Origin of the sequence: Rugamonas aquatica (assembly GCF_009380215.1) — a bacterium.
In the GTDB taxonomy this organism is placed as follows: Bacteria; Pseudomonadota; Gammaproteobacteria; order Burkholderiales; family Burkholderiaceae_D; genus Rugamonas; species Rugamonas aquatica_B.
The window spans coordinates 423,264-447,815 of sequence record NZ_WHUG01000002.1 but is presented as its reverse complement, the minus strand read 5'-3'; the positions used below and the strand labels follow the sequence as shown (position 1 = coordinate 447,815).

Sequence of the window (24,552 nt, the reverse complement as noted above, 5' to 3'; positions counted from 1 at the left end):
GCCCAACCGGGCCGGGGTGATAAAATCGCGGAAACTAATGCTGATCAAGTTTCCATCCATTCACCCCGGTTGCCCTGCGGCGGCCCTAACTACCCCTGATATCGCATGACCTTCCAAATTACTGTACAGCCCAGCGGCCATCAATTCAGCTGCGAGGAAGACGAAACCGTACTGGCCGCGGCCATGCGCGCAGGCGTCGGCCTGCCCTACGGCTGCAAGAATGGCGCATGCAGCTCCTGCAAAGGCAAAGTGATCTCCGGTTCGGTCACGCACAAGGCGCACCAGGAACGCGCGCTGAGCAAGGACGAGGAAGCGGCCGGCCAGGCGCTGTTCTGCTGCGCCACCGCCCACTCGGACCTGACCATCGAAGCCCGCGAAGTGGCCGGCAGCGACGACTATCCGATCCGCAAGATGCCGTCCCGCGTGGCGACGATGGAAAAAATGGCGCCGGACGTGGTCGTCATGACGCTGCAACTGCCGGCCAACGAAACGCTGAAATTCCGCGCCGGCCAGTACATCGAATTCATGCTGCGCGACGGCAAGCGCCGCAGCTACAGCCTGGCCTCGCCGCCGGACCAGGACCAGCCTCTGAGCCTGCACATCCGCCACATGCCGGGCGGCCTGTTCACCGACCAGGTGTTCAGCACGATGAAGGAACGCGACATCCTGCGCTTCGAAGGCCCGATGGGCACCTTCTTCGTGCGCGAGGACAGCGACAAGCCGATGGTGCTGCTGGCCTCCGGCACCGGCTTCGCGCCGATCAAGGCCATCATCGAACACCTGCGCGCGCAGGATTCGCAGCGCCAGATGGTGCTGTACTGGGGCGGCCGCCGCCCGCAGGACTTGTACATGGACGCCCTGTGCCGCCAGTGGGAAGCGATCCTGCCGAACTTCAAGTATGTGCCGGTGATCTCGGCCGCGCAGCCGGAAGACCACTGGACCGGCCGCACCGGCTTCGTGCACGCCGCCGTCATGGCCGACCTGCCCGACCTGTCCGGCCACCAGGTGTATGCCTGTGGCGCGCCTATCGTCGTCGACTCCGCCAAGCGCGATTTTGTCGCGCAATGCCGCCTGCCGGAGGAGGAGTTCTACGCCGATGCCTTCACCACCGAAGCCGACATCAACAAGCCTTAAATAAGCATCCATCCCCACCGGGAGCAGACAGGGATGCAGAGTCCCCAGGCTCTGCTCCCTGAAAGCGCCAATGTCCGACAGTCCGACCTCCTCCAACGGTTTCAGCGTCCTGCGCCACCGTAACTTCACCCTCTACCTTTCCGCCCGCACCCTCGCCACCGTGGCGGTCCAGATGCAGAACGTCGCCATCGGCTGGCAAGTCTATGCGCTGACCCACAACCTGTTCGACCTCGGCCTGATCGGCCTGGCGCAGTTCGCGCCCTTCCTGCTGCTGATCCTGATCGCCGGCCACGCCGCCGACCGCTACGACCGCCGCAACCTGATCGCGCTGGCGCTGGGCGCGCAGCTGCTGTGCGGCCTGATGCTGCTGGCCTTCACCGTCGCCGGGCTCAGCGCCGTGTGGCCGGTGTTTGCCGTGCTGGTGCTGTTCGGCAGCGCGCGCGCCTTCATGGGGCCGGCCACGCAAGCCATCCTGGTCAACCTGGTGCCGCCTGAGAGCTTCAGCAAGGCCGTCGCGCTCAGCTCGTCGAGCTTCCACGTCGCCGTCATCCTCGGCCCGACGCTGGGCGGCCTGTTCTACCTGGCTGGGCCGAAAACGGTTTATATGATTTCCTCGGCGCTGCTGGTGGCCTCGGTGGTGATGATGAGTCTGGTCAAATCGGTCAAGCAGCCGAGCAACCGCGAGCCCGCCACCTGGCACACCGTGCTCGAAGGCTTGCGCTTCGTCTGGTCCAAACCGGTGGTACTGGGCGCCATCTCGCTCGACCTGTTTGCCGTGCTGTTCGGCGGCGCCACCGCGCTGCTGCCGGCGCTGGCGCACGACGTGCTGCACGTCGGCCCGACCGGCCTCGGCATGCTGCGCACCGCGCCCGGCGCTGGCGCCGCCATCTGTTCGATCGCGCTGGCCTTCTTCCCCATCACGCGCCGGGTCGGCCTGTGGATGCTGGGCGGCGTCGGCGTGTTCGGCGTCGGCACGCTGGTGCTGGGCGCCACCTCCACCTTCATCGTCGCGCTGGTCGCGCTGTTCCTGATGGGCGCAGGCGACATGATCAGCGTCTACGTGCGCCACCTGCTGGTGCAGTACGAAACGCCGGACGCGATACGCGGCCGCGTCAGCGCCGTCAACTCGGTGTTCATCGGCGCTTCCAACGAACTGGGCGAATTCGAATCCGGCCTGACCGCCGGCTGGATGGGCCTGACGCGCGCGGTGCTGTTCGGCGGCGCCGCCACACTGGCCGTGACCGGCGCCTGGGCCGTGCTGTTCCCTGTACTGTCGCGCATGGACCGTTTCCCTCATGAGGACAAGCAATGACATTACGCATACGACTGCCCGGCATCATCCACAGCCGCCCCCACCTGAGCCTGGCCGTCGCGCTGGGCGTCGTGATCGGCCCGCTGCTGCCGCAAGCCTGGCCGCTGCTGGCCCGCCTGCTGACGGCGTGGAATATCGTGGTCTGGTCCTATCTGCTGATGATGGGCTGGATGATGATGCGCGCCGACCAGCACGACATCAAGCGCGCCGCCTGCCGCCAGGATGAAAAGGGGCCTGTGATCCTGGCCACGCTGTCGCTGGCGATCATGATCAGCCTGGCCGCCATCATCTCGCAGCTGTCGACGCTGAAGGATCTGAAGACGGCCGACATGGCGCTGCACTACGGCTTCGTGGTGCTGACGCTGACCGGCTCGTGGTTCATGATAGGCACCATGTTCTGCTCGCACTACGCCCATCTGTACTACATCAAGAACGACGGCGAGAAGCCGCTGCAGTTCCCCGACCACGACCTGACGCCGAACTACTGGGACTTCCTGTATTTCGCGCTGACGATCTCGGTCGCCGTGCAGACCTCGGACGTGGCCGTGCGCAGCCGCGCCATGCGCCAGGTGGTGCTGGGGCAATCGGTGCTGTGCTTCTTCTACAACCTGGCCATCCTCGGTTTGTCGATCAATATTGCCGCTTCGCTCATCAATGGCTAGCTCAACGTTAGCGACTTAACGCGAACCTAAGGAGAAAAGGAGTAATATTGTTTTGCAGTTCAACAAACAGGAGCAAGCGTATGCAAATCAATATCAATGCCGACAAAACCATCGACCGCCACGCCGGTCTGGATGAACATGTACAAACGGTCGTGAGCAATGCCCTCCACCGCTTCGGCGAGCAGATCACCCGCGTCGAAGTCCATTTGAGCGACAACCTGGGCCAGAAGTCAGCCGACGGCGACAACCGCTGCCTGATGGAAGCCCGCGTCACCGGGTATCAACCGATCGCCGTCAGCGATCACGCCGCCACGCTGCACCAGGCCATAGGCGGCTCGGCGGAAAAACTCAAACGCGCCATCGACAGCGCCCTGGGCCGCCTGCATGACAAGGACAAGCGCCACGCCAACGGCGCCGTGCCGGCCGAAGCCGACATCGACGACAGCGAATAATTTCATGGGGAGGGAGCTAGCGCCGTGCCAGCTCCCTCAAGTACGTCAAGCCCTGCAGCGACCGGCTGCCATACCACGACATCATCTCCCCATCAACCAGCAACACCGGCTTGCCCAGCTGCTTTTCCAGCGCATCGGCATGCGCCTCGGTGAAGCGATACGGTTCGCTCGACAGCAACACCCCATCCACGCCATCCATCAACTCGGCCGACCATTCGAAGCGCGGATAACGCTGCTCGCCCAGGTCCGGCACGCTCCAGCCGATTTCCTCCAGCATGCGCGCGATGTAGGTGTCGCGCGACACCGTCATCCACGGGTCTTGCCAGATGCAGTACAACATGGTCTGCGGCCGCGACGGCGGCAGCGCGCGCAGCAGCGCATACTCCGCCTCGAACGCCGCACACCAGTCGGCAGCAGCCTGCTCGCGGCAGAACACGCCGCCCATCAGGCGCGCCAGCTCCAGGTTGTCGCGCGGACGCAGCGGATGCGTGACGACAATGTGCGGAATGAATTCCGCCAGCAGCTCGACGGTCGGCTTTTCGTTCTCGTCGATATTGACCACCAGATGGGTGGGCGCCAGCTTGCGGATCTTCTCGATATTCACATCCTTGGTGCCGCCCACCTTGGGTATCGCCGGCACCACATCGGCCGGATGGATGCAGAAGCCGGTGCGGCCCACCAGTTGCCCGGCCAGGCCCAGGTCGCACAGCAGCTCGGTAATCGACGGCACCAGCGACACGATGCGCGCGTGCGGATCGGCCAGGTGCTTGTTGCCGATCGCGTCGGTATATTCCATGTTCTCATCCAGTGTGGGCAATGGCGGTATTGAAGCATCTGCGGATACATCGCGCAACAACTGCGGGGACAAAATTTACACAGCGTACAGGGCAGTTCAGCTATGATTAGTCAGCTTGCCCATCAGCACCTCGAAAGACGACTTTGAAACAAATCAGCACATTCGGCAGCTCCGGCTACCAGATCAGCGACTTGCAACTGTTGCGCAATTCGGACGATGACGCCGCGCTCGCCAAGCTGTTGGCGCACTGTCCCGTGATGCTGCTGGAAAGCGGCCAGGCGGTGGCCGAATCGAACCGCGCCCGGCTCTACATCGTGCTGCGCGGCGCGCTGTCGGTGGCGACCGATACCCGCACCGGCATGGCCGACGGCACCGTCAGCAAGATACTGCCGGGCGAAAGCGTGGGCGAGCAATCGGTGCTGGACGAGGAAGCCAACCTGTCCAGCATCACCGCGCTGGAGCAGAGCGAAGTGCTGGTCATCGAAGCCGATCTGGTGTGGAAGCTGATCGACGAATCGAATGTGCTGGCGCGCAATCTGCTGCGGCTGCTGTCCTTCCGCATCCGCGCCGCCAACGCGCAGCTGCGCCGGCGCCAGAAACTGGGCGAGTTCTACCGCCAGCTATCGATGATCGACGGCCTCACCGGCCTGTACAACCGCGCCTGGCTCAACGACCTGCTGCCGACCATGGTGGCCACCGCGCAGGGCTCGCACGCGCCGCTGGCGCTGATCATGATCGACCTCGACCACTTCAAGAAATTCAACGACAGCCACGGCCACCTGGCCGGCGACCAGGCCTTGCGCGCGGCCGCCCACGTGCTCAGCAGCGCGCTGCGGCCCACCGATTTTGCCGTGCGCTACGGCGGCGAGGAAATGATGGTGCTGCTGCCCGACACCAGCGACAAGGTCGCGGTGGCGGTGGCCGAGCGCCTGTGCGAGCGCATGCAGCAAGCGGTGGTGTTTGGCGACATGCGCCTGCCGTTGCCGCACGTGACAGCCTCGTTCGGCGTGGCGACGCTGCAGGCGGAGCAGGATGAATCGGCGCTGATCGCCGCCGCCGACGGCGCGCTCTACCGCGCCAAGGAACTGGGCCGCAACCGCGTGGCCCATCACGAACCTACTGCCCCGGACCAGCCTTGATCGGCGCCGTGCCGGCGCCGCTATCCGTCTCGGCGGCCGGCTGCGCCTTGTGCGCGGCCGCGAAGTCGGCGTAGCCCTTCTGCACCAGCTCATAGGTCTTGTCGATATTGCTGGCGACATCGCCATTGAGCACCTTCAACCCGTCGAGCACGCCGCGCGCTTCCTTGAAGCCCTGGTCCACGCCTTTTTTCAGCGTATCCATGAACTTGTTCAGCACCGCATCGCCGTCTTCGCCGGGATGTTGCTGCTTATAGGCTTCGTAAAACGCCGTCGACAGCGATACAATGCGGCTCGCCGTGCCTTCCGGCGTATTATCCTGCGAGACGGCGTTCTGGATGGCGTTGTCGCCGAAATCGTCCTTGAGCGCCTCGTTGATGCCGGTGAGCGCCGTTTTCAGCAGCACCGACAGCGGTTCGTTGGAAGAATTCAACGATACCGTCAAGGAAGCTTGTACGATGGACACGTTCAACTGCGCCTTGGCCTTGGCGGCGACCGACACATTGCTGTCGTCCTTGGCCTGGACCGGTGCGCTGGACGTGGCAGCCGTACTGCCCGATGTTGCCGATACTGGAGTCGCCATGATGTTGCTCCTGATGGAATATCCTGTAATTATCGGCAGAATTAAGAATAACTGTAGCCCCCTTGACCGCACCCTATGACCACACAGACCTTTCTCTGGCACGACTACGAAACCTTTGGCGCCCAGGCGCGCCGCGACCGCCCGGCGCAATTCGCCGCGATCCGCACCGATGCCGAGCTGAACGAGATCGGCACGCCCATCATGCTGTATTGCAAGCCGGCCAATGATTTCCTGCCGGACCCGCAGTCCTGCCTGATCACCGGCATCACGCCGCAGCAATGCCTGGAATGGGGCGTGCCCGAACACCAGTTCGCCGCCACCATCGAGCAAGCCTTCTCCAAGCCGGGCACCATCGGCGTCGGCTACAACACCATCCGCTTCGACGACGAGATCACCCGCTTCATGTTCTGGCGCAACCTGATCGATCCGTACGCGCGCGAATGGCAAAACCAGTGCGGCCGCTGGGATTTGCTGGACGTGGTGCGCATGACCTATGCGCTGCGCCCGGAAGGGATTGAATGGCCGATGCGCGAGGACGGCAAGCCCAGCTTCAAGCTGGAGCACCTGGCCAAGGCCAACGGCCTGCTGCACGAGGCGGCGCACGATGCGCTGTCCGACGTGCGCGCCACCATCGCGCTGGCCCGCCTGATCCGCGCTAAGCAGCCCAAGCTGTTCGACTTCTGCCTGGCGCTGCACAAGAAAGACCGCGTGGCCGACGAGATCGGCATGCACCTGGCGCCGGCGCTGCGCGCGCCGTTCCTGCACGTGTCGGGCATGTTCCCGGCCGAGCGCGGCTGCATCGCGCTGGTGTGGCCGCTGGCCACGCATCCGACCAACAAGAATGAAGTGATCGTCTGGGACTGCACCTACGATCCGACCGAACTGTTCACGCTGGATGCCGACACCATCCGCACCCGCATCTTCAGCCGCGCCGACGCGCTGCCGGAAGGCGTGACGCGCTTGCCGGTCAAGAGCATCCACCTGAACAAATCGCCGATGCTGGTGTCCAACCTGAAGACGCTGTCGCCGGCGATGGCGGCCAAATGGGGCATCGACCTGGAGCAAGGCAAGGCTCACGCCGCGCTGGCCGCGGCCGGCCGCAATATGGATATCGAGTGGGAACAGGTGTTTTACCGCCCGGCGGGCGCCGAGCTGGATGTGGACGAGGATCTGTACAACGGCTTCGTCGGCAAGGAGGACCGCCGCATGCTCGACACGCTGCGCAAGGAAACCCCGGCCCGTCTGGCGACGGCGTCGCCATCGTTCAGCGATCCGCGCCTGCTGGAACTGCTGTTCCGCTACCGCGCACGCAACTTCCCCGAGACTTTATCGGAAGGCGAGTTGGAGCATTGGGAGCAGCACCGCGCAGCGCGCTTCTACGAGGGCGCCGGCGGTGCGCGCAGCATCGACCAGTTCTTCGGCGAGATCGACCATCTGCAACAGGATGCCGATGAGCGTGCCGAACAAATCCTGGCCGAGCTGTACGAGTACGTGGAGCTCATCGCTCCAGCGCACTAAGCGGATTTAAGCGCGATGCTGGTTGATGGCGTCGCGCGTTTCCAGCGCCACGCGGCGGGCGGCGGCGGCGAAGTCTTCACCGGCCTGCGGCGCCGCGTACAGGATCGCGCGCGAGGAGTTAATCATCATGCCAGCGCCAGCGGCGGTCTTGCCCGACTTGACGGTGGCCGCGATATCGCCGCCCTGCGCGCCGATGCCAGGCACCAGCAGCGGCATATCGCCGACAATCGCCCGTACCTGCGCCAGTTCTTCCGGGAAGGTCGCACCGACCACCAGCGCGCACTGGCCGTTGGCGTTCCACTTCTGCGCCACCAGGCGCGCCACGTGCTGATACAGCGGCTGGCCGTCGACATTCAGGAACTGCAGATCCGAACCGCCGGCGTTCGAGGTGCGGCACAGGATGATGACGCCGCGCTCGCTCCACTCCATGTAGGGCTCCACCGAATCCGAGCCCATGTACGGGTTGACGGTGACGGCGTCCGCGCCGTAGCGGTCGTACGCTTCACGCGCATACTGGCGCGCGGTGGCGCCGATGTCGCCGCGCTTGGCGTCCAGGATCAGCGGAATATGCGGATAATTGTCGCGCACGTAGTGGCAGATTTTTTCCAGCTGGGCTTCCGCGCTCAGCGCCGCGAAGTAAGCGATCTGCGGCTTGAACGAACACGCCAGGTCGGCGGTCGCATCGATGATTTCGCGGCAGAAGTGGTAGATGCCTTGCGGGTCGTTCTGGAACTGCGCCGGCAGTTTGTCCATGTCCGGATCCAGGCCCACGCACAGCAGCGAGTCGTTGGCCGTCCAGGCGGCAGATAATTTGTTGATGAAAGTCACGACGCACCCTTAGCTTTTGTTGCAAACCCTCTATTGTAACGCGCCCGCATCGGGCTGTTAAAATTTGCCCTCTCTCCTTAGAAAGCACATCCCATGAAACTCTCGAATAAAGTCGCGATCGTCACCGGCGCCACCCAGGGCATCGGCCTGGCCTGCGCGCAGCGCCTGGTGGCCGAGGGCGCCAAGGTCATGCTGGTCGACATCAAGCCGGAAGGCGCGGCCGCCGCCGCCACGCTGGGCGAGGCGGCCCGCTTCTTCGCCGCCGACGTCAGCCAGAAATGCGATGTCGACGCGCTGGTGGCCGCCACCCTCGCCGAATTCGGCCGCATCGATATCCTGATCAACAACGCCGGCGTCACCCACGCCGCCGACTTCCTCGACCTCACGGAAGACGATTTCGACCGCGTGCTGCGCATCAACCTCAAGTCCATGTTCCTGTGCGGCCAGGCCGTGGCGCGCCAGATGGTCAAGCAGCAGAGCGGCTGCATCATCAACATGTCCAGCGTGAACGCCGAGTTGGCCATCCCCAACCAGGTGCCTTACGTGGTGTCCAAGGGCGCGATCAACCAGCTGACCAAGGTGATGTCGCTGAACCTGGTCACGCACGGCATCCGCGTCAACGGCATCGGCCCCGGCACCATCCTGACCGAACTGGCCAAGCAAGCCGTGATGGCCAGTCCGGAAGCGCGCAACACCATCCTGTCGCGCACGCCGATGGGCCGCTGCGGCGAGCCGGAGGAAGTGGCCTCCATCGCCGCCTTCCTGGCCAGCGACGACGCCAGCTACATGACCGGCCAGACCCTGTACGTGGACGGCGGCCGCCTGGCCCTGAACTACACGGTGCCGGTCAAATAAAGAGTTATACGCATTATTGATGTCTGGTATCTAAAACAACAATTAGACACATATCTCGGACACGCCCATAATTACACCTGTCTCCACTATTCTCCTCCAAGAAAATAGTTTTAAGCCCGCTTTAACCAGCGGGCTTTTTTTTTACCCGTCGTCATGACGGCGTCATATTCGCTCCCCATACTTGCTACATCTTCAGTACATGCAACCGATAGGCATGACGGAAGAAAGGTGCACCGGGGCTCCGGTGCACCACTCCCCCCCTTCCCGCACTCCATGGTATTGTCTGGTTCATGATCAAACAATTCCTTCTGACCAATTCCCACGCCCGACTACGCTACTGGACCGCCATCGTCCTGTACCTGCTGATATTGATACTGGGCTCGCTGCCCGGCGCCCGCCAGGACATCGGCCAGGTCGCTTCGGGGCTGATACTGCATTCGCTGGCTTATGCAGGACTGACGTTTTTGATTTTCACCGGCGGCACCGGCAATCTGAGGCTACGGGCCGGCAAGGCCGTGCTGACCATCGCCCTGATGGGCGCGCTTGACGAATACGTGCAAAGCTTCTTTCCGTACCGCCATGGGGCCGTGTCCGACTGGCTGGTCGACTGCAATGCTGCGGTGCTGACGGCCTTGTTCATGTACTGCTTGTGGACCCGTTATCGCATCCAGCCGTCAAACTGACATTCCCGGCACGCTCCCCGGGCCTGCCTACTGCCAACTCCACATCCAGACGCATTTGCTGTAATTGCTCGGCTTTGGCCACGCGTACCAACTCGTGCAATGAATGTGTCAATAAATGCCGGCTACGCGGGTCCGGCGCTTCTCCATAGGTTGAGTTAATTAATTCTTCGATAATAGTGTCTGTCACGCGTGTCAACATATCGATATCCTTAAAAGTGATACCCAACAATTATTGCGTGCGAGTAGCACGCCGCAATTGATGTATATCAACTGCCCCGGGATGTGAAGGGAACAAAACCGCGCGCTTGTCCTCTGAATCAAAAGGCTAGCCTTTTTGATGAGTGACTACGGGAGAATGAGATGAACACAAGCAGAAATAGCATGATCGCGTTGACCATCCTGGTATTGGCCGGCTGCGCGTCGGAGCGCAGCGGCGAGCCCAACGCGAACAGCACGACCAGCAGCACCGGCAACCAGAGCAGCACCACCGGCACCATGACCAGCGGCATGACCGGCAGCGCATCCGCCAGCACCACGGCGCAGACCAGCTACGGCGTCGTGCAAGCCATCGACCAGATGCAGCGGCAGGACGTGGGCGCCGGCCTCGCGGGCGCGGCGGCGGCAGGCGGCAGCGTTGGCTTACCGACGGACAAAGTCTATCGCGTCACCGTGCGCCTGGACGACGGCACCACGCAGATGGCGGTGGCCGATTCCCTGCCCAGCTACAAGATCGGCGACCGCGTGCGCTACAACAACGGCATGGTGAGCAGCTACTAGTACAGCTGTTCAACCTGGTAGCCGCGCCGCTTCAGCAGCTGCGGCAAGCCATCCTCGCCCACCAGATGCAGCAGGCCGACGCCCACAAAAGCGACCTGGTCCTGCTGCAGGATGCGCTCGATACTGCTGGCCATTTCGGGATTGCGCTTGCCCAGCAACACCCGGTTCATGAAGCCGGCGGAGATCGTATCGCCGCTGGTGGCGGACTGCCACGCCGCATGGATACCCGGCGCGTCGGCGGCGCTCCAGGCGTCGATCAGCGCGGTGGATTTTTTCAGCGAGGCGCCATCGGCCAGGTCGGCCAAATTCTCCAGCAGATACTGCTCCTGCTGCCGCTCGTCCAGCGTATCGAACAGGCTGAGCTGATAATCGGCACTCTCCAGTTCGCGCACGGTCTTGTCCTGGTTCTTGGCCGCCGCCAGCAGCGCATACTCCACCGCCTGGCTGCGCTGGAAACCGTGCACCTCCATCTCCGCACCGATCAGCAGATTGGCGATCAGCCACGGCTTGTACTGCTGCACCGATTGCAGCGACATGCCGGCCCGCGCCAGCGCCTGCACCATCAGGCCCAGCGCGGCAGGCGACAGATGATGCTGGACCATGTCGCCCTCCGGATAGCGGCCATGGCGCGCCAGCGCCAGCTGGAACGGCGCATCCTGGCGGATGTCCAGCTCGATGACCAGCGCCCGGGCGTCACGCAGCGCGCGCGACACCACCGGATCCAGCGGATAGACACCATCCCTGCCGACATGAATGGTGCCGAACAGATAACCGGTCTTGCCATCGTGCGTGATCCGATACAACTGGCCGCGATGCACAGCCGCTGCAGGCTCGACCAACCCGGCCGCGAACGCCGCCTGGCAGCAGTACATCAGCGCGATAAATAAAATAACAATTTTCTTAGGCATGAGTTTCCCCGCGATAGCAGGGCATGCCATCGAACGAATAAAAAAGGAATATGGGAGGAGTAAAGCGAGGCGCGTTACTGTTTCCAATGGTAAATCAGGACCACGCCTGGGGAAATATCTTTTTAAAATTCGCCGTGAATATCGGCAAAATAAACACAGTTAAATAGCAGCTCAATAATAAAAATACTGTTTAAATGGTTATTAATTATCGGATTATCACGAATTAAGGCGCCGCCAGCGCGACTCGCCCATTCTGTGTATGCTTGCTGGTCCATATAGGCAGGACAAGCACCATGATTCCATTTTCCATCCTCGATCTTTCCCCGATCGCAGAAGGCAGCACCCCTTCCGCATCGTTCCGCAACACGCTGGACCTGGCGCAGCACGGCGAACGCTGGGGCTACCAGCGCTACTGGCTGGCCGAGCACCACGGCATGCCCGGCATCGCCAGCGCCGCCACCGCCGTCGTCATGGCCCACGTGGCCGGCGGCACCTCGACCATCCGGGTCGGCGCCGGCGGCATCATGCTACCCAATCACGCACCGCTGGTGATCGCCGAACAGTTCGGCACGCTGGAAGCGCTCTACCCCGGCCGCATCGACCTCGGCCTGGGCCGCGCGCCCGGTTCCGACCAGACCACCGCGCGCGCCCTGCGCCGCAACCTCGACAGCGACGCCGACGCCTTCCCGCAAGACGTGCTGGAACTGCAAGACTATCTGTCCGACACGCCGCGCCAGCGCGTGCTGGCCGTGCCCGGCAAAGGCGCCAAAGTGCCGCTGTGGATTTTGGGCTCCAGCACCTTCGGCGCGCAGCTGGCCGCGCACATGGGCCTGCCGTTCGCCTTCGCCTCGCACTTCGCGCCGCAGATGATGCAGCAGGCCATCGCCCTGTACCGCAGCAATTTCCAGCCGTCGGCGCAGCTGGCCAGGCCGCACGTCATGCTCGGCTTTAATGTGTTCGCCGCCGACAGCGATGAGGAAGCGCACTACCGCGCCACCTCGATGCAGCAAGCCTTCGTCAACCTGCGCACCGGCAAGCCGTCGCAGCTACCGCCGCCCAAGGCCGGCTATCTGCAATCGCTGGGGCCGCAGGAACGGGCGATGCTGGACGCCGTGCTGTCCTGCACAGCTATCGGCGCGCCGGACACCGTCAGCCGCCAGCTGCAGGAATTCATCGCCCGCACCGGCGCCGACGAGCTGATGATTACCTCGCAGATCTTCGACCACGACCAGCGGCTGCGCTCCTACGAAATCGCCGCCGAAGCACGAAAGACGCTGGTGAACCCGTGAGCCCGTCGCACGCCCAGCGCGACATTTCCTCCGGCATGGTCTGGCTGTTCGCCACCGCGACCGGCCTGATCGTCGCCAACCTGTACTACGCGCAAACGCTGATCGGTCCGATCAGCCGCGCCACCGGCCTCGACCCTGGCGCGGCCGGCCTGATCGTCACGCTGACGCAGATCGGCTACTGCCTCGGCCTGCTGTTCATCGTGCCGCTGGGCGACCTGCTGGAAAACCGCCGCCTGATCTTCATCGCCCTGCTGACCACGGCGCTGGCCTTGCTGGCGGCCTCGCTGACCAGCAGCGCCGCGCTATTCCTGCTGGCGGCCTTCTGCATCGGACTGGGTTCGGTGGCGGCGCAGATCGTGGTGCCGTTCGCCGCCCACCTGTCGCGTCCCGAAACGCGCGGCCAGACCGTGGGCAAGGTGATGAGCGGCCTGCTGATGGGCATCATGCTGGCGCGTCCCGTGGCCAGCCTGGTGGCCGACGCGCTGAGCTGGCATGCGATCTTCGTCATCTCGGCAGTCAGCACCACCGCGCTGGCCTTCCTGCTACGCGCGCGCCTGCCGCAGCGGCAACCGGATTCGGGCCTGCACTATTTCGCGTTGCTGGGATCGATGTGGCACCTGCTGAAGACCACGCCCATCCTGCGCCGCCGCGCCGCCTACCAGGCTTGCATGTTCGGCGCCTTCAGCCTGTTCTGGACCAGCGTATCGCTGGAGCTGACCGGTCCGCGTTTCCAGCTGAGCCAGACCGGCGTCGCCATCTTCGCGCTGGTGGGCGTGGCGGGCGCGATCGCCTCGCCCATCGCCGGCCGCCGCGCCGACCATGGCAAGAGCCGCTCCACCACCGCCGTCGCGCTGACGCTGGGCGCGCTGGCCTTCGCCCTGCCGCTGCTGATCCACTCCAGCCGCCTGGTCGACCTGGGCGTGCTGGTGCTGACCTCCATCGTGCTGGACATGGGCGTCTCGGCCAATCTGGTCACGGGACAGCGGGCGATCTTCGCCCTGCCGGCGGACATCCGCAGCCGCTTGAACGGGCTCTACATGGCCTTGTTCTTCATGGGAGGAGCGCTGGGATCATCGCTGGGCGGCTGGATGTTTGCCGCACACGGCTGGAACGGCGTGCTGTGGGCAGGCCTGGCCTTCCCCGTCACCGCCTTGTGCGTGTTCGCCACCGAATAACCTTGGGGTCAAGTCTGACATTTGGACACGAACTCTGCCGCAGCGTCAGTTAAGGCAGAGCCCGTGTCCAAATGTCAGACTTGACCCCAGATTGTTAGTGCGACCAGAGACGGACCTGGCCTTGCAGCGATACGGTGCCGTTGATATTGAGGCTGCCCAGGTTGCCGGTGACCGGCGCGTTCGGATCGCTCTGCACGCTCAGCGATTCGAAGCCGAAGTTGGTGTAGCGCACATAACCCGGCAAGCCGATGGCGATGTAGTCGCCGCCGCCATCGGTACGCGTCTGCACGCCCAGGCTGACGGCAAACATGTCCACCGCGCCGCGCACATTCTTGAACACGATGTAGCGGCTCTGCCCGTCGCCCTTGAAGCCCAGCGATAAACGGCTGTCGCTGACCGCCCCCACCAGCGTCGGATCGTTCAGCGAAATATGGGCCGCGAAGCTGATGCCGTCCTGCCCGCTGACCTTGGACAGCTCGCCGTCATCGAGCGCCTGCAACGGCCCCGCCTGCGACACGCCCGCCGCCAGCATCATCCACAGGAACAGGGCGCGCGCCATCAGTGCTTGAACTTTATGTCGAGATACTGGATCTGGATCGAGCCTATGCGCGAGGAGCCAAGATCCACCGTCGGCTGCCCCGGGCTCACGAAAGAAATATTGTCGACCACCACGCCGCCGGCCGGCGCCACACCGCTGCCGTAACGCGAATCCGGCCAGTCGATGCCGATGTGCAGGCGCGGCCCGGTCTCGTCGTTCAGCGCATTGATCACCGCCGGCTGCGACGCCACATTGGCCAGCATCCACGGCGTATTGTTGAACACGCCATTGCCATCGACGCCGCCGATGTGCACGCCACTCAGCACCATCGCCTCGGTGGGGTCGTTGCGGCCGCGCGGCTGGAACGACAGCTTGCCGATATCCATGCGCAGCGCCGCCCCGAAGGCCACGCCGTCATTGACCTGCGGCGTGGAGAATTGCAAGCCGCCGCCGGAAAACACCAGGTCCTTGATGACCACGCTGCCCTGCTCGCGCGTGACGCCGTCGGCCGTCACGCCCCAATCGTAGGCGGCCTGCCAGCGCTGGTCGGCATTCACGTTCAGCGGAAAGGCGATGTTGATGACATCGGCCAGGCCGGGCGCGCCGGCCACGATGTCGAGCTTGTAGGGATCGGAAAACGGCAAAGGATTGTCGCTGCGCGAGGCGCTGAATTTTTCCACGTACAGACTGGAGCCGACCGGCGTGGTGTAGCTGACGCGCGCATCGCCGCTCATGGCGAAACCGTTCAGATCGAAGCTGACGCCATCGCGCCCGCGCACCGTCGACAGCGCCGCGTCGTTCAAGGGCTCCATCGCCGGCGCCGGCGCGCACACGGCGGCCAGCAGCATCAGCAAGGAAGCGCGCGCGACCGTCATCAACGGCCCTTCGGCAGATTCGGCGGCACCAGGCCGGACGTGTTCAAGGCTTGCAGCTTGTCGCGCCAGTTCATCCAGATGCCGGCCTGCGCCGCATCGGTAGCCGGCACGCCGGCGGCCGTCGGGAACTGCACGCCGGTCTTCAAGACGGAGATCCAGAAATCCCGGCTCGGCCCGGCGGCATCGCCGGCCGTCACGCCGCCCAGCTGCGCCAGCGACAGGCAAGGCGCGGTGCAGCCGCCATCCCAGCGCTTGCCGCCGAGCGTGTCGGTGCGCGAGTCGAGCACCACGGCGGTGCCGTCGGCCGCCTGGCCCGTCACCCGCATCGAGCCCGACAGGCTGTTGATCTTCATGCCGATATCGCCGCTGATGCCCTCGAAGCCGAAGCGCATGCCGACCGCTTCGCGCGAGGCGCCATCGGCCGCGTTCTTGTAGACGAATTCGAAATAGGGATTGCTGATGTGGACCAGGCGCTGCGCCTCGGTGCCATCGCTGCGGCCGAATTGCAGCAGGCCGATGTCGAGATCGGCGCCGGTGCCGTTGCGCGCGGCGTAGTTGTATTCGCCCAGGCGCACATTGCGCAGGTTGGCGCTCAGTGTGATGTCGGCGTCCAGCGCGACCTTGCTGAAATCGAAGCCGCCCAGGCTGGTGTTGGTGAGCGCGACCAGACCTTGTCCACGCGTGTTGGACAGTTCCTCTTCACTCAGCGGTTGCATTTGCGCCGAAGCCGTCAGCGTGCAGCAGGCCAAAGCCGCGCACAGCCACAGCGAACGCAGGGAATAGAAGGAGCTCATGATGTGGGAAACAACAGCCGCGAGCGCGGCTGTTGTTGCTCAGCTGATTAGTGAGCGAAGATCCAGACGGTGGTGCCGCGCATGTCGATCTGGTTCATGGCAACCGAACCGAACGATGCTGCGCTGTTGCCCATCTTGATCGCGTCGACCGACACGTTCAGGTAGTGGCCGTCAGCAACCACGCTCGCTGGGATAGCGATCTGCACGACGTCGCCGCCGGTAGCTGGGTTGTAGAAGGTGCCTGGGTTGGTCACGCCAGCGGCGCCGGCAGCGGCCAGGAAGGAGTTTTTCGACAGGATGTCGATGTTAGCGGCGATCAGGCCGTTCACTTTGATGCCGTTGAAGCTGACCGAACCGCCACCCATGCCGTTGGCATCCAGTGCGTCGGTGTCGGTGTAGGTGAACGAAGCGATCTTGATGTTCAGATTGGCAGCGATCGACACGCCGTCCTGGCCGCTGACAGTGCTCAGCTCTGCGTCTTGGATTGGGGTCATGGCCGATGCCGAGAAAGCCAGGGTTGCCAGGGCTGCTGCTACTGCGGTTTTGATGAATTGCATGTGATCGTCTCCGTGAGGTTTTGGTCTAGGTATTTGTGTTTTTTTCAATGCTACGTAACCATCTTAGGGCTACGCTGTTGCAAGCGTCCAGCGTGCCGCGCTGACTTTTCAGGCCAAGCAACAGACCCTGCGAGCCAGCGCGGACGGGTCTGGATTAGTGCGCGAAGATCCAGACGGTGGTGCCGCGCATGTCGATCTGGTTCATGGCAACCGAACCGAACGAAGCTGCGCTGTTGCCCATCTTGATCGCGTCGACCGACACGTTCAGGTAGTGGCCGTCAGCAACCACGCTCGCTGGGATAGCGATCTGTACGACGTCGCCGCCGGTAGCTGGGTTGTAGAAGGTGCCTGGGTTGGTCACGCCAGCGGCGCCGGCAGCGGCCAGGAAGGAGTTTTTCGACAGGATGTCGATGTTAGCGGCGATCAGGCCGTTCACTTTGATGCCGTTGAAGCTGACCGAACCGCCACCCAGGCCGTTGGCATCCAGTGCGTCGGTGTCGGTGTAGACGAAGGAGTCAATCTTGATGTTCAGATTGGCAGCGATCGACACGCCGTCCTGGCCGCTGACGGTGCTCAGTTCTGCGTCCTGGATCGGGGTCATGGCCGATGCCGAGAAGGCCAGGGTTGCCAGGGCTGCTGCGATTGCGGTTTTAACGATTTGCATTTTTTATCTCCGAGTTGTGTATGAATTTTTTTGTCCGGGCTCACGTTCGGCAGGCTGCTCCTGGGCTCCGGGTAGGAGCCGCGGCGCCCTGTCCGGTGCCGTGAAAATCTTAATATTTGACTATTAATTGAGTCCATCATATGAGTCGCCGCCGACGCCGGTCCAGCGCGGCGCGCTGACTTGGAAAGCCAACAACGTGGCCTTGGGAGCCATACAGAGTGGGGATGCGGCGTGTGGCAGTTATGTCACGCATGTTGTCAAAAGGTTGCGCCGATTCGTCGCCAAAGCGCCGTCCCATTAGCATAAGTTCGCCAAAAAGATTTAGAGTCACATTTCTAAAAAAACAGATGCTCGGTTTTGCCAAACCATGCGTTAATTAATTACAAGAAAAGAAAGACGTGTTGTCGCCTTAATAAAGCACGACCGTTCTAATTAAGAATACTGGAGACAAGATGACCATCACGATGGGGCGCCCGACGCCTCTGGGCGCAGCCTACGCCCGCAGTTTGTGCCCGCAGTCCCGCCGGCATTTTTATCGCGCGCGCCCAGGCGCGCCCTCACGCGCGACGCGCGAGGGATGACGCCATGCTGATGATCCTGCTCGGCATCATCGCCGCCGCGATCGGCGGCGCCGGGGCCATGTCCCGCCACGAACCGCTGGACCGTCCCAAGGGCCAGTTCGAAATGCCGCAGACCCTGCTGGGCGGCGGCGCCTACACGCAATCGGTGACGATGGAGCCGTTCTCCGAGCTCAAGTACAAACACATCGTGCGCCAGGCCTTCGACTTCAGCTGCGGCTCGGCCGCGCTGGTGACCATCCTCAACTACCACCTGGGCGTGATGGTCAACGAACAGCAAGCCATGGAAGGCATGCTGGACAAGGGCGAAAAGGAAAAGATCATCGAGCGGCGCGGCTTCTCGCTGCTGGACATGAAGCGCTACGTCGGCTCGCTGGGCCTGTCGGGCGCCGGCTTCAAGGCCGAGATCAAGGACTTGATGACGCTGGAAGAACCGGCCATCGTGCCGATCGACTACGCCGGTTCCAAGCACTTCGTGGTGTTGCGCGGCATCCGCGGCGGCGTGGTCTACATCGCCGACCCGTCGGCCGGCAACATCGCCTTCTCGGTCGAAGAATTCGCGCGCTGGTGGGACAAGAACACCCTATTCATCATCTCCCCGGCCAAGGGCCAGACCCCGGTGGCGCAACTGGCGCTGAACGACCAGGAGCTGGCCGTGGCCGACATGGACCGCGTCACAGGCAAGGGCCGGCAGGACGGCCTTTCCAATGCGGCCCAGCTGTTGCTGCGCGCCGTCAACACGGGCGCCGCAGGCACCTGGATGCATCGCAATTAACCCCCGCGCCTTTCCCACTCTCGCGCCTACTCTCTCAAGGATGACCAAGATGATTTTCCGTACCCTGCCTATCGCCGCAGCCATTGCCGCCACCCTGCTGGCGCTGCCCGCTTCGGCGCAACAGACCGCCGCCCCCGCCAGCGCCGACGCCGCGCGCGACGCGCTGGCCAAGAAGGAAGGCGAAGGCGACCAGAGCGCCCTGCTGAAGCAAACCCTGACCGCGGTCGACAAGCAGTACAGCCTGATCCGCCGCAACCAGCTGGCCGTCACCTACGACGTCAACTACTCCTACGTCGGCGAAGAGCGCATCGTCACCGACCTGGCCAACGGCAGCACCACGCTGTTCAACATCGAGAACACCAGCTCGCACAGCATCACCAACACCTTCTCGGCCGACTACGGCCTGCTCGACAACCTGACCGGCAACGTCACCCTGCCCTTCATCTCGCGCTACTCCGACAACAACCTGTCCAACGGCGCCTCCAACTCGCTGGGCGACATGTTGCTGGGCGCGCGCTGGCAGCCGTTCGAAGCGCGCCGCGACACGCCCAACCTGACCGTCACCAGCAACATCCGCCTGCCGACCGGCCGCAGCCCGTTCAAGATCATCGCCGGCAGCGGCGAAGCCACCGGCAGCGGCGTCGGCGCCTTCACGGCCGGCATCAACGTCAACAAGATCGTCGACCCGGTCGCGCTGTTCGGCTCGCTGAACTACACGGCCAGCCTGCCGGCCAAGCATCTGTACCAGGTCAACGGCACCCGCATCCTGACCCGCGTCCAGCCGGGCGGCACGGTCGGCTTCGGCATGGGCTTCGCGTGGGCGCTGTCGTACGGCATCTCCACCACCATCTCCTTCCAGGAAGCGATCTCGGCCGGTTCGAAGCTGCGCTTTGCCGACGGCCTGGAAGCCAAGACCCATATGCAGACTTCCAGCATCCTCAACATGGGCATCGGCTACCGCATCTCGCCCAAGACCACCGTCAACGTCTCGGTCGGCATCGGCTTGACACCGGACTCGCCCAACCTGACGCTGGGCATGAACATCCCGCTGAACTTCTGACATGCGTAGCCATCCATGAGCCAGCACAGCCCAGTCCCGGCGCGCCGCCGCGCCATCGCCGCCGCCGTCGCGTGCGCGTGCGCAGCGCTCGCGCTCTGCCCGCTGGCGGCGCACGCGGCGCTGACCGAGAACCTGACCACCAGCGTGGTCGCGATGGCGCTCGGCAACGCGGTCACGGCCGACCCGCCCGGCGTCGCCTCGATCCACTTCAACCCCGCCGGCCTGGCGCGGCTGACCGGCGATGGCGAAAGCATCCACAACTTCGTGGCCTCGATCCGCACGGCGGCCAGCTTCACGCCCGGCCCCAACTTCGACATCGGCGGCTGGAAGGATGACCCGATCTCCAACACCCGCACCGGCCCGGTGCGCCAGGTGATGTACGTGCCCGGCTACGGCATGCCCGGCTGGCGTCTGCCGGCCGTGGCCGTGCCCGGCGTCGGCATGTACTGGAACAAGGCCGGCTCGCCATGGACCTTCGCCACCGACAGCTATATGTCGCAGGCGATGAGCCTGGACCGCACCACCGATCCCAACGACCCCGGCCAGTACCAGGGCCGGCAGGAGCAGATCCAGCGCCTGGTCTACCTGTCGCCGTCGGTCGGCTACAAGTATTCGGACACGCTGCGCTTCGGCGTCTCGATTCCGATCGCCCACGCCGCCTTCGTGGTCGACACCAATATGCGCTTCCCCAACGAGCTGCTGGGCGTGTTCGGCCAGCTGCAAAAAGGCTGGTGCCCTGAAGACGGCGGCAACATCATCGACGTGCTGGGCTTCGGCGTCTGCGGCGGCGGCAAGGATGGCATGGTCAGCCCGTTCAAAAAGGCCGCGAATATGCGGCTGGAACTGACGGCGCCGTTCGATCCCACCATCAACCTGGGCGTGCTGTGGGAGCCCAGGCCGTGGATCGCGCTGGGCGCGGTCTACCAGGGCGGCTCCAAGACCCACTACACCGGCACCTATGTGTTCGACACCGAGCCCATGCTGCGCAACTTCGTGCGCGGCATGAACGCCTCGCTGCTGGGTCCGATCGCCGGCGCCGTGCTGGGTTTCCCGACCTCGATCCCGGCCACGCAGAAGGGCAATATGAGCGCCATCATTCCCTTCCCTTCGCACCTGCAGGTGGGGATCAAGCTGCGGCCGATACGCTTTGCCCAGCTCAACGTCGACGCCAGCTACGCCCGCTGGAGCGAGTGGGATGCGCTGCGCTTCCAGTTCGACCAGAGCGTCAAGCTGCTGGAGGTGGCGCGGCTGTACGGCATCCCCGATTCGAGCAAGCTGATTATCCCGCGCGGCTACAAGAGCGTGGTCAACCTGGCCTACGGCGTGCAGCTGTTCCCGATGGAAAAGCTGGCGCTGCGCTTCGGCTACGAGCCGCGCAAGACGTCGGTGCCGAACAACAAGATCGACTTGCTGGCGCCGCTGCCCAACACCAAGCTGCTGAGCGCCGGCCTGAGCTACAAGATCAGCAACAACATGGAGGTCAGCGTCACCGGTTCCTACATGACCGGCAAGTTCGACGTGCCGGCCAACACCGACTGCAATCTGAACTGCAGCAACTTCCTCAACATCATCTACAACCCCTACGCCGGACAAAACGTCAAGGGCGACATCCATGTGCGCTATTTTGGTTTTGAAATCAACAAGCGTTTCTGATTTTTTAAGGAGCACAATATGACGACATCCATCCCTACCCAATGCAAGCGCGGCCTGGTGCTGCTGGCCATGGCCGCAGCCTGCGCCGCCGTCCACGCCGCCCCGGTGCCGCCGGCCAAGCAGGCGCTGGTCGACAAGGTGCTGAAGCTGTGGAACCCGGACAACATCGGCCAGCAAATGCTGCAGGCGCCGGTGGCGGACGCGGTCCAGCAGGCGCGCGCCATGCTGCAGGGCCGCGCCGTGCCGGAGAAGCGCGATGCGGCGATGAACGACATCGTCGGCGAAGCCAAGCAGTTCATGGCCGACGCCACGCCGATCACCAAGGGCAGCGCCGACAAGCTGATCCCGACCACCATCGCCCCGCTGCTGGCCGAACGCTACACCGAGGAAGAACTGAAGCAGCTGATCGCCATCCTCGAATCGCCGGTCAAGAAAAAATTCGAAGCGATGCTGCCGGAAATGCAGAAGACGCTGGGCGAAGGCGTGGCCGCCGACACCCGCGCCGTCATCGATCCCAAACTGCAAGGCCTGAAGGAAAAAATCGGCCTGCGTCTGCGCGCTGCGGTCACGCCATGACTTACTCCTCCGCCCTGCATCTGGTGCGCGGCGTCAAATCGCGCCTGACCCATTCCGGCGTGGAAGCGGAAGCGCTGTTCGCGCAAGCCGGACTGGACGAAGGGGACGGCCTCGCCTGCGACGCCCTCACGCTGTCCGACAAACTCAGCCACCTGTGGGAACTGGTGGTGGAAAAATCCGGCGATCCGCTGATCGGCCTGAAAATCTCCTCGCCGCACCGGCTCGGCTGGCTGGGCGTGATGGGCCACATCATGCTGGTGTCGCCGACGGTGCAGAGTTCGATCGAGCGCTGCCATGGCCACACCCGCGTCGGCCTGCTGCTGCCCGGCGCGCGCCGCGACGTGCCGCAGCAACGCTACGACTTTGTCTGGTGCGTGCTGCTGCGTTCGCTGCGCTGCGCCGCCGGCCGCGACGACATCGCGCCGGTGGTGGTCGAATACACCTTCCCGGAACCGGCCAACGCCCACGTGTACGCGGAAACCTTCGGCTGCCCGGTCAAGTTTTCGATGCCGCACAACGTGATGGAATTTTCCGACACCGACCTGGTCATGGCGCTGCCGGCCAATCCGCCGCTGGTGCCCGGCAGCGGCGAACGCGTGCTGGCCACGCTGGCGCGCGCCGAGCCGCCGACCTTCAGCGCCAAGGTGCAGGGCCTGCTGGCCAGCCTGCTGCCCAAGGGGCCGCCGCACCGCGACGACGTCGCCGCCCAGCTGATGATGAGCGAGCGCACCTTGCAGCGCCGGCTGGCCGAGGAAGGCACCAGCTTCACCAACCTGGTCGACGACACCCGGCGCGAGCTGGCGCGGCAATCGCTCAGTTGCGGCGAACTGTCGCTGAAGATGCTCAGCTTCCAGCTGGGCTTCTCCGAACCGAGCGCGTTCTACCGGGCCTGCAAGCGCTGGTTCGGCATGGCGCCGTCGGACATCGTACACATGGCGCATCAGCCGGGCCCCGAGCCCGAATCGATGCACGCCGGCACGCCGCGCAAGACGGCATAACAACAACAAAAAGGAGTCGGGGCGATGGGATGGTTATCGAATAATCAAAGCAAGTCGATGCTGGGTCAGCTGCTGGTCAAGCAGAAGCTGATTACCGAAGAACAGCTGGCCGCGGCCATCGAACTGCAACGCACGACGGGCCAGCGGCTCGGTGATATTTTCGCCGAGCTGAACCTGATTACGCAGCAGCACATCGAAGAAGCGCTGCGCAAACAGCGCCGTCTGCGGATGGCGGCGGCCATCGCCACCTCGCTGCTGGCGCCGATGGAAACCTATGCGGCGCAAGCCCTGCCGTCATTGGCGGTGGGCACGCCGGTGGTGCTCAGCAAGGACCAGCGCGGCATGCAGATCAAGGAACGCGCCGGCCTGCAGGCGCTGAGCGAAGAGGAACTGGGAGAGACCTCGGCGCAAGGCCTCAGCGACGAGCTGATCCACGCCGTCAAGTCGGCCAAGGGCAACGGCCTGGAAGTGGTGGGCGACATGGCCAAGCTGCTCAACCCGGTGCTGGGTTTCCTCGAAGCGGACACCAGCATGAAGAACGTGGTCTACGACCCCAGCAAGGCCACCGCGACCATCAACAAGGATGGCTCGCTGACCCTGAGCCTGCCGTCATCGATCGGCGAGCTCAACTTCAACAACATCCGCGTGCGCGGCACCGAGGGATCGAGCTTCGGCAGCATCTCGATCAAGGGCATCGACCTGACGGGCACCTCGATCACGCTGGCCTTCCATCACTGAACCAGGGCGCTGGCCTTGAGCTGGGCCAGCGTGGCGTCGGCCAGTTCGCGCGCCACCGATTCGCCGGTGGCGAAGCGGCTGGCCTGGATGTGGACGATACGCGACCAGCCCGGCTTCTCGTTGCCGCGCGCGCCATACGACAGCGTCACGACGATATCGGCCGAGCCGTCGGTATCGGCCATGATGCGGTTGATTTCCACCGTCAGCACGTTGCGGTAGTCGCGCTCGCTGGCCGACAGGTAGGGCGCCAGCTGGGACTTTGTCATCGGCCGCAGATGCTGGACGATGCCGTTGCCGATTTCCTTGCAGCGCACGCTGGCCAGTTGCTGTTCCTGCTCGGTGGCGGTCGGCTTGGTCTGCACGGCGCTGCGTTCGTGCTTGGTCCAGCCGGTGCTGGTCTTGCCGCTGAAAACAATCTGCAGCGAATGCTGCTCGATGGCGGACTGCGCTCCCGTGCCTTGCACCGCGACGATCTGCGGCCCGCTGCATCCCGCCAGCGCCAGAACAACTGACAACACCACCAATCGAAAACGCATCATGCGCACAGCCTCTAAAGAAATGAAAGATGCCATCATGACAGGAAAAATTAGAGGGCGGTGTCGGCAATTCTTACAAGCCGGCCTGGGCAAGCCCGGAGC

The 24,552-nt window shown here is 63.8% G+C and carries 27 protein-coding genes; 17 read left to right on the top strand and 10 right to left on the bottom strand.

Annotated elements, in window-relative coordinates:
- Positions 1-105 precede the first annotated feature (105 nt).
- The 4 genes from GEV02_RS06185 (at position 106) to GEV02_RS06170 (ending at position 3,560) form a co-directional block, all read left to right on the top strand.
- On the top strand, positions 106-1,134 hold the full coding sequence (locus GEV02_RS06185) for a CDP-6-deoxy-delta-3,4-glucoseen reductase (RefSeq protein ID WP_152837145.1): 1,029 nt from the start codon (positions 106-108) through the stop codon (positions 1,132-1,134).
- Between the two features lie 70 nt (positions 1,135-1,204).
- Positions 1,205-2,446, top strand: coding sequence for an MFS transporter (locus tag GEV02_RS06180; protein WP_152837143.1), 1,242 nt, complete (start codon positions 1,205-1,207; stop codon positions 2,444-2,446).
- Positions 2,443-3,108 (top strand): DUF1345 domain-containing protein, encoded by a 666-nt coding sequence (locus GEV02_RS06175; RefSeq protein ID WP_152837142.1) that lies wholly within the window; start codon positions 2,443-2,445, stop codon positions 3,106-3,108. The genes GEV02_RS06180 and GEV02_RS06175 overlap by 4 nt, the downstream gene beginning before the upstream one ends.
- Positions 3,109-3,188: 80 nt before the next feature.
- Complete coding sequence (locus tag GEV02_RS06170; RefSeq protein WP_152837140.1) at positions 3,189-3,560, top strand: HPF/RaiA family ribosome-associated protein; 372 nt, start codon at positions 3,189-3,191, stop codon at positions 3,558-3,560.
- 16 nt (positions 3,561-3,576) lie between these two features.
- Here the strand turns inward: GEV02_RS06170 and GEV02_RS06165 are convergent, their stop codons facing one another.
- Positions 3,577-4,356 carry a helical backbone metal receptor gene (locus GEV02_RS06165; protein WP_152837138.1) on the bottom strand — a complete coding sequence of 260 codons (780 nt, stop codon included), beginning with the start codon at positions 4,354-4,356 and terminating at the stop codon, positions 3,577-3,579.
- Positions 4,357-4,499: 143 nt separating this feature from the next.
- On the opposite strand from GEV02_RS06165, the gene GEV02_RS06160 reads away from it, so the two are divergent.
- Entirely contained in the window at positions 4,500-5,495 is a 996-nt protein-coding gene (locus GEV02_RS06160; RefSeq protein ID WP_152837136.1) for a GGDEF domain-containing protein, read from the top strand.
- Here GEV02_RS06160 and GEV02_RS06155 read toward each other — a convergent pair.
- Positions 5,473-6,075: a DUF5610 domain-containing protein gene (locus tag GEV02_RS06155; protein WP_152837134.1), complete on the bottom strand. Its 603-nt coding sequence runs from the start codon at positions 6,073-6,075 to the stop codon at positions 5,473-5,475. The genes GEV02_RS06160 and GEV02_RS06155 overlap by 23 nt on opposite strands.
- Before the next feature lie 75 nt (positions 6,076-6,150).
- Here GEV02_RS06155 and sbcB point away from each other — a divergent pair, with 75 nt between their 5' ends.
- Positions 6,151-7,593: an exodeoxyribonuclease I gene (gene sbcB, locus GEV02_RS06150; protein WP_152837132.1), complete on the top strand. Its 1,443-nt coding sequence runs from the start codon at positions 6,151-6,153 to the stop codon at positions 7,591-7,593.
- 6 nt (positions 7,594-7,599) lie between these two features.
- Here the strand turns inward: sbcB and pyrF are convergent, their stop codons facing one another.
- Complete coding sequence (gene pyrF, locus GEV02_RS06145) at positions 7,600-8,421, bottom strand: orotidine-5'-phosphate decarboxylase (protein ID WP_328595738.1); 822 nt, start codon at positions 8,419-8,421, stop codon at positions 7,600-7,602.
- A 93-nt stretch (positions 8,422-8,514) separates the two neighbouring features.
- On the opposite strand from pyrF, the gene GEV02_RS06140 reads away from it, so the two are divergent.
- The 3 genes from GEV02_RS06140 (at position 8,515) to GEV02_RS06130 (ending at position 10,736) form a co-directional block, all read left to right on the top strand.
- The gene (locus GEV02_RS06140; RefSeq protein WP_152837130.1) at positions 8,515-9,276 is read left to right on the top strand and encodes an SDR family NAD(P)-dependent oxidoreductase; all 762 of its coding nucleotides are present in this window, start codon (positions 8,515-8,517) and stop codon (positions 9,274-9,276) included.
- A 290-nt stretch (positions 9,277-9,566) separates the two neighbouring features.
- Entirely contained in the window at positions 9,567-9,959 is a 393-nt protein-coding gene (locus GEV02_RS06135; RefSeq protein ID WP_152837128.1) for a VanZ family protein, read from the top strand.
- A 360-nt stretch (positions 9,960-10,319) separates the two neighbouring features.
- Positions 10,320-10,736, top strand: coding sequence for a hypothetical protein (locus tag GEV02_RS06130; protein ID WP_152837125.1), 417 nt, complete (start codon positions 10,320-10,322; stop codon positions 10,734-10,736).
- Here the strand turns inward: GEV02_RS06130 and GEV02_RS06125 are convergent.
- A complete protein-coding gene (locus tag GEV02_RS06125; RefSeq protein ID WP_152837123.1) occupies positions 10,733-11,644 on the bottom strand; it encodes a TraB/GumN family protein in 912 nt (303 codons plus the stop codon). The two genes, GEV02_RS06130 and GEV02_RS06125, sit on opposite strands and share 4 nt — an antisense overlap.
- Before the next feature lie 293 nt (positions 11,645-11,937).
- On the opposite strand from GEV02_RS06125, the gene GEV02_RS06120 reads away from it, so the two are divergent.
- On the top strand, positions 11,938-12,933 hold the full coding sequence (locus GEV02_RS06120; RefSeq protein ID WP_152837121.1) for an LLM class flavin-dependent oxidoreductase: 996 nt from the start codon (positions 11,938-11,940) through the stop codon (positions 12,931-12,933).
- A gap of 35 nt (positions 12,934-12,968) precedes the next feature.
- Positions 12,969-14,108 (top strand): MFS transporter, encoded by a 1,140-nt coding sequence (locus GEV02_RS06115; RefSeq protein WP_152837534.1) that lies wholly within the window; start codon positions 12,969-12,971, stop codon positions 14,106-14,108.
- Between the two features lie 94 nt (positions 14,109-14,202).
- On the opposite strand, the gene GEV02_RS06110 is transcribed toward GEV02_RS06115, so the two are convergent.
- From GEV02_RS06110 to GEV02_RS06090, 5 genes are all read right to left on the bottom strand, one after another.
- Complete coding sequence (locus GEV02_RS06110; protein ID WP_152837119.1) at positions 14,203-14,667, bottom strand: hypothetical protein; 465 nt, start codon at positions 14,665-14,667, stop codon at positions 14,203-14,205.
- Positions 14,667-15,521, bottom strand: a complete 855-nt coding sequence (locus tag GEV02_RS06105) for a DUF6160 family protein (RefSeq protein WP_152837117.1) — start codon at positions 15,519-15,521, stop codon at positions 14,667-14,669. The genes GEV02_RS06110 and GEV02_RS06105 overlap by 1 nt, the downstream gene beginning before the upstream one ends.
- On the bottom strand, positions 15,521-16,315 hold the full coding sequence (locus tag GEV02_RS06100; protein ID WP_152837115.1) for a hypothetical protein: 795 nt from the start codon (positions 16,313-16,315) through the stop codon (positions 15,521-15,523). The genes GEV02_RS06105 and GEV02_RS06100 overlap by 1 nt, the downstream gene beginning before the upstream one ends.
- A gap of 47 nt (positions 16,316-16,362) precedes the next feature.
- Entirely contained in the window at positions 16,363-16,872 is a 510-nt protein-coding gene (locus GEV02_RS06095) for a DUF6160 family protein (RefSeq protein WP_152804633.1), read from the bottom strand.
- A 154-nt stretch (positions 16,873-17,026) separates the two neighbouring features.
- Positions 17,027-17,536 carry a DUF6160 family protein gene (locus tag GEV02_RS06090; RefSeq protein ID WP_152837113.1) on the bottom strand — a complete coding sequence of 170 codons (510 nt, stop codon included), beginning with the start codon at positions 17,534-17,536 and terminating at the stop codon, positions 17,027-17,029.
- A 585-nt stretch (positions 17,537-18,121) separates the two neighbouring features.
- On the opposite strand from GEV02_RS06090, the gene GEV02_RS06085 reads away from it, so the two are divergent.
- Genes GEV02_RS06085 through GEV02_RS06060 form a run of 6 tightly spaced genes read left to right on the top strand, consistent with a single transcriptional unit; the run spans position 18,122 to position 23,914 of the window.
- Entirely contained in the window at positions 18,122-18,889 is a 768-nt protein-coding gene (locus GEV02_RS06085; RefSeq protein WP_008445899.1) for a C39 family peptidase, read from the top strand.
- Between the two features lie 49 nt (positions 18,890-18,938).
- Positions 18,939-19,949, top strand: a complete 1,011-nt coding sequence (locus GEV02_RS06080; RefSeq protein WP_152837111.1) for a transporter — start codon at positions 18,939-18,941, stop codon at positions 19,947-19,949.
- 15 nt (positions 19,950-19,964) lie between these two features.
- Positions 19,965-21,602: an OmpP1/FadL family transporter gene (locus tag GEV02_RS06075; protein ID WP_152837109.1), complete on the top strand. Its 1,638-nt coding sequence runs from the start codon at positions 19,965-19,967 to the stop codon at positions 21,600-21,602.
- 18 nt (positions 21,603-21,620) lie between these two features.
- A complete protein-coding gene (locus tag GEV02_RS06070; protein WP_152837107.1) occupies positions 21,621-22,178 on the top strand; it encodes a DUF2059 domain-containing protein in 558 nt (185 codons plus the stop codon).
- Positions 22,175-23,176, top strand: coding sequence for an AraC family transcriptional regulator (locus GEV02_RS06065; RefSeq protein ID WP_152837105.1), 1,002 nt, complete (start codon positions 22,175-22,177; stop codon positions 23,174-23,176). The genes GEV02_RS06070 and GEV02_RS06065 overlap by 4 nt, the downstream gene beginning before the upstream one ends.
- Before the next feature lie 24 nt (positions 23,177-23,200).
- On the top strand, positions 23,201-23,914 hold the full coding sequence (locus GEV02_RS06060; protein ID WP_152837103.1) for a hypothetical protein: 714 nt from the start codon (positions 23,201-23,203) through the stop codon (positions 23,912-23,914).
- Here GEV02_RS06060 and GEV02_RS06055 read toward each other — a convergent pair.
- On the bottom strand, positions 23,908-24,453 hold the full coding sequence (locus GEV02_RS06055) for a hypothetical protein (RefSeq protein WP_152837101.1): 546 nt from the start codon (positions 24,451-24,453) through the stop codon (positions 23,908-23,910). The two genes, GEV02_RS06060 and GEV02_RS06055, sit on opposite strands and share 7 nt — an antisense overlap.
- Between the last annotated feature and the right edge of the window lie 99 nt (positions 24,454-24,552).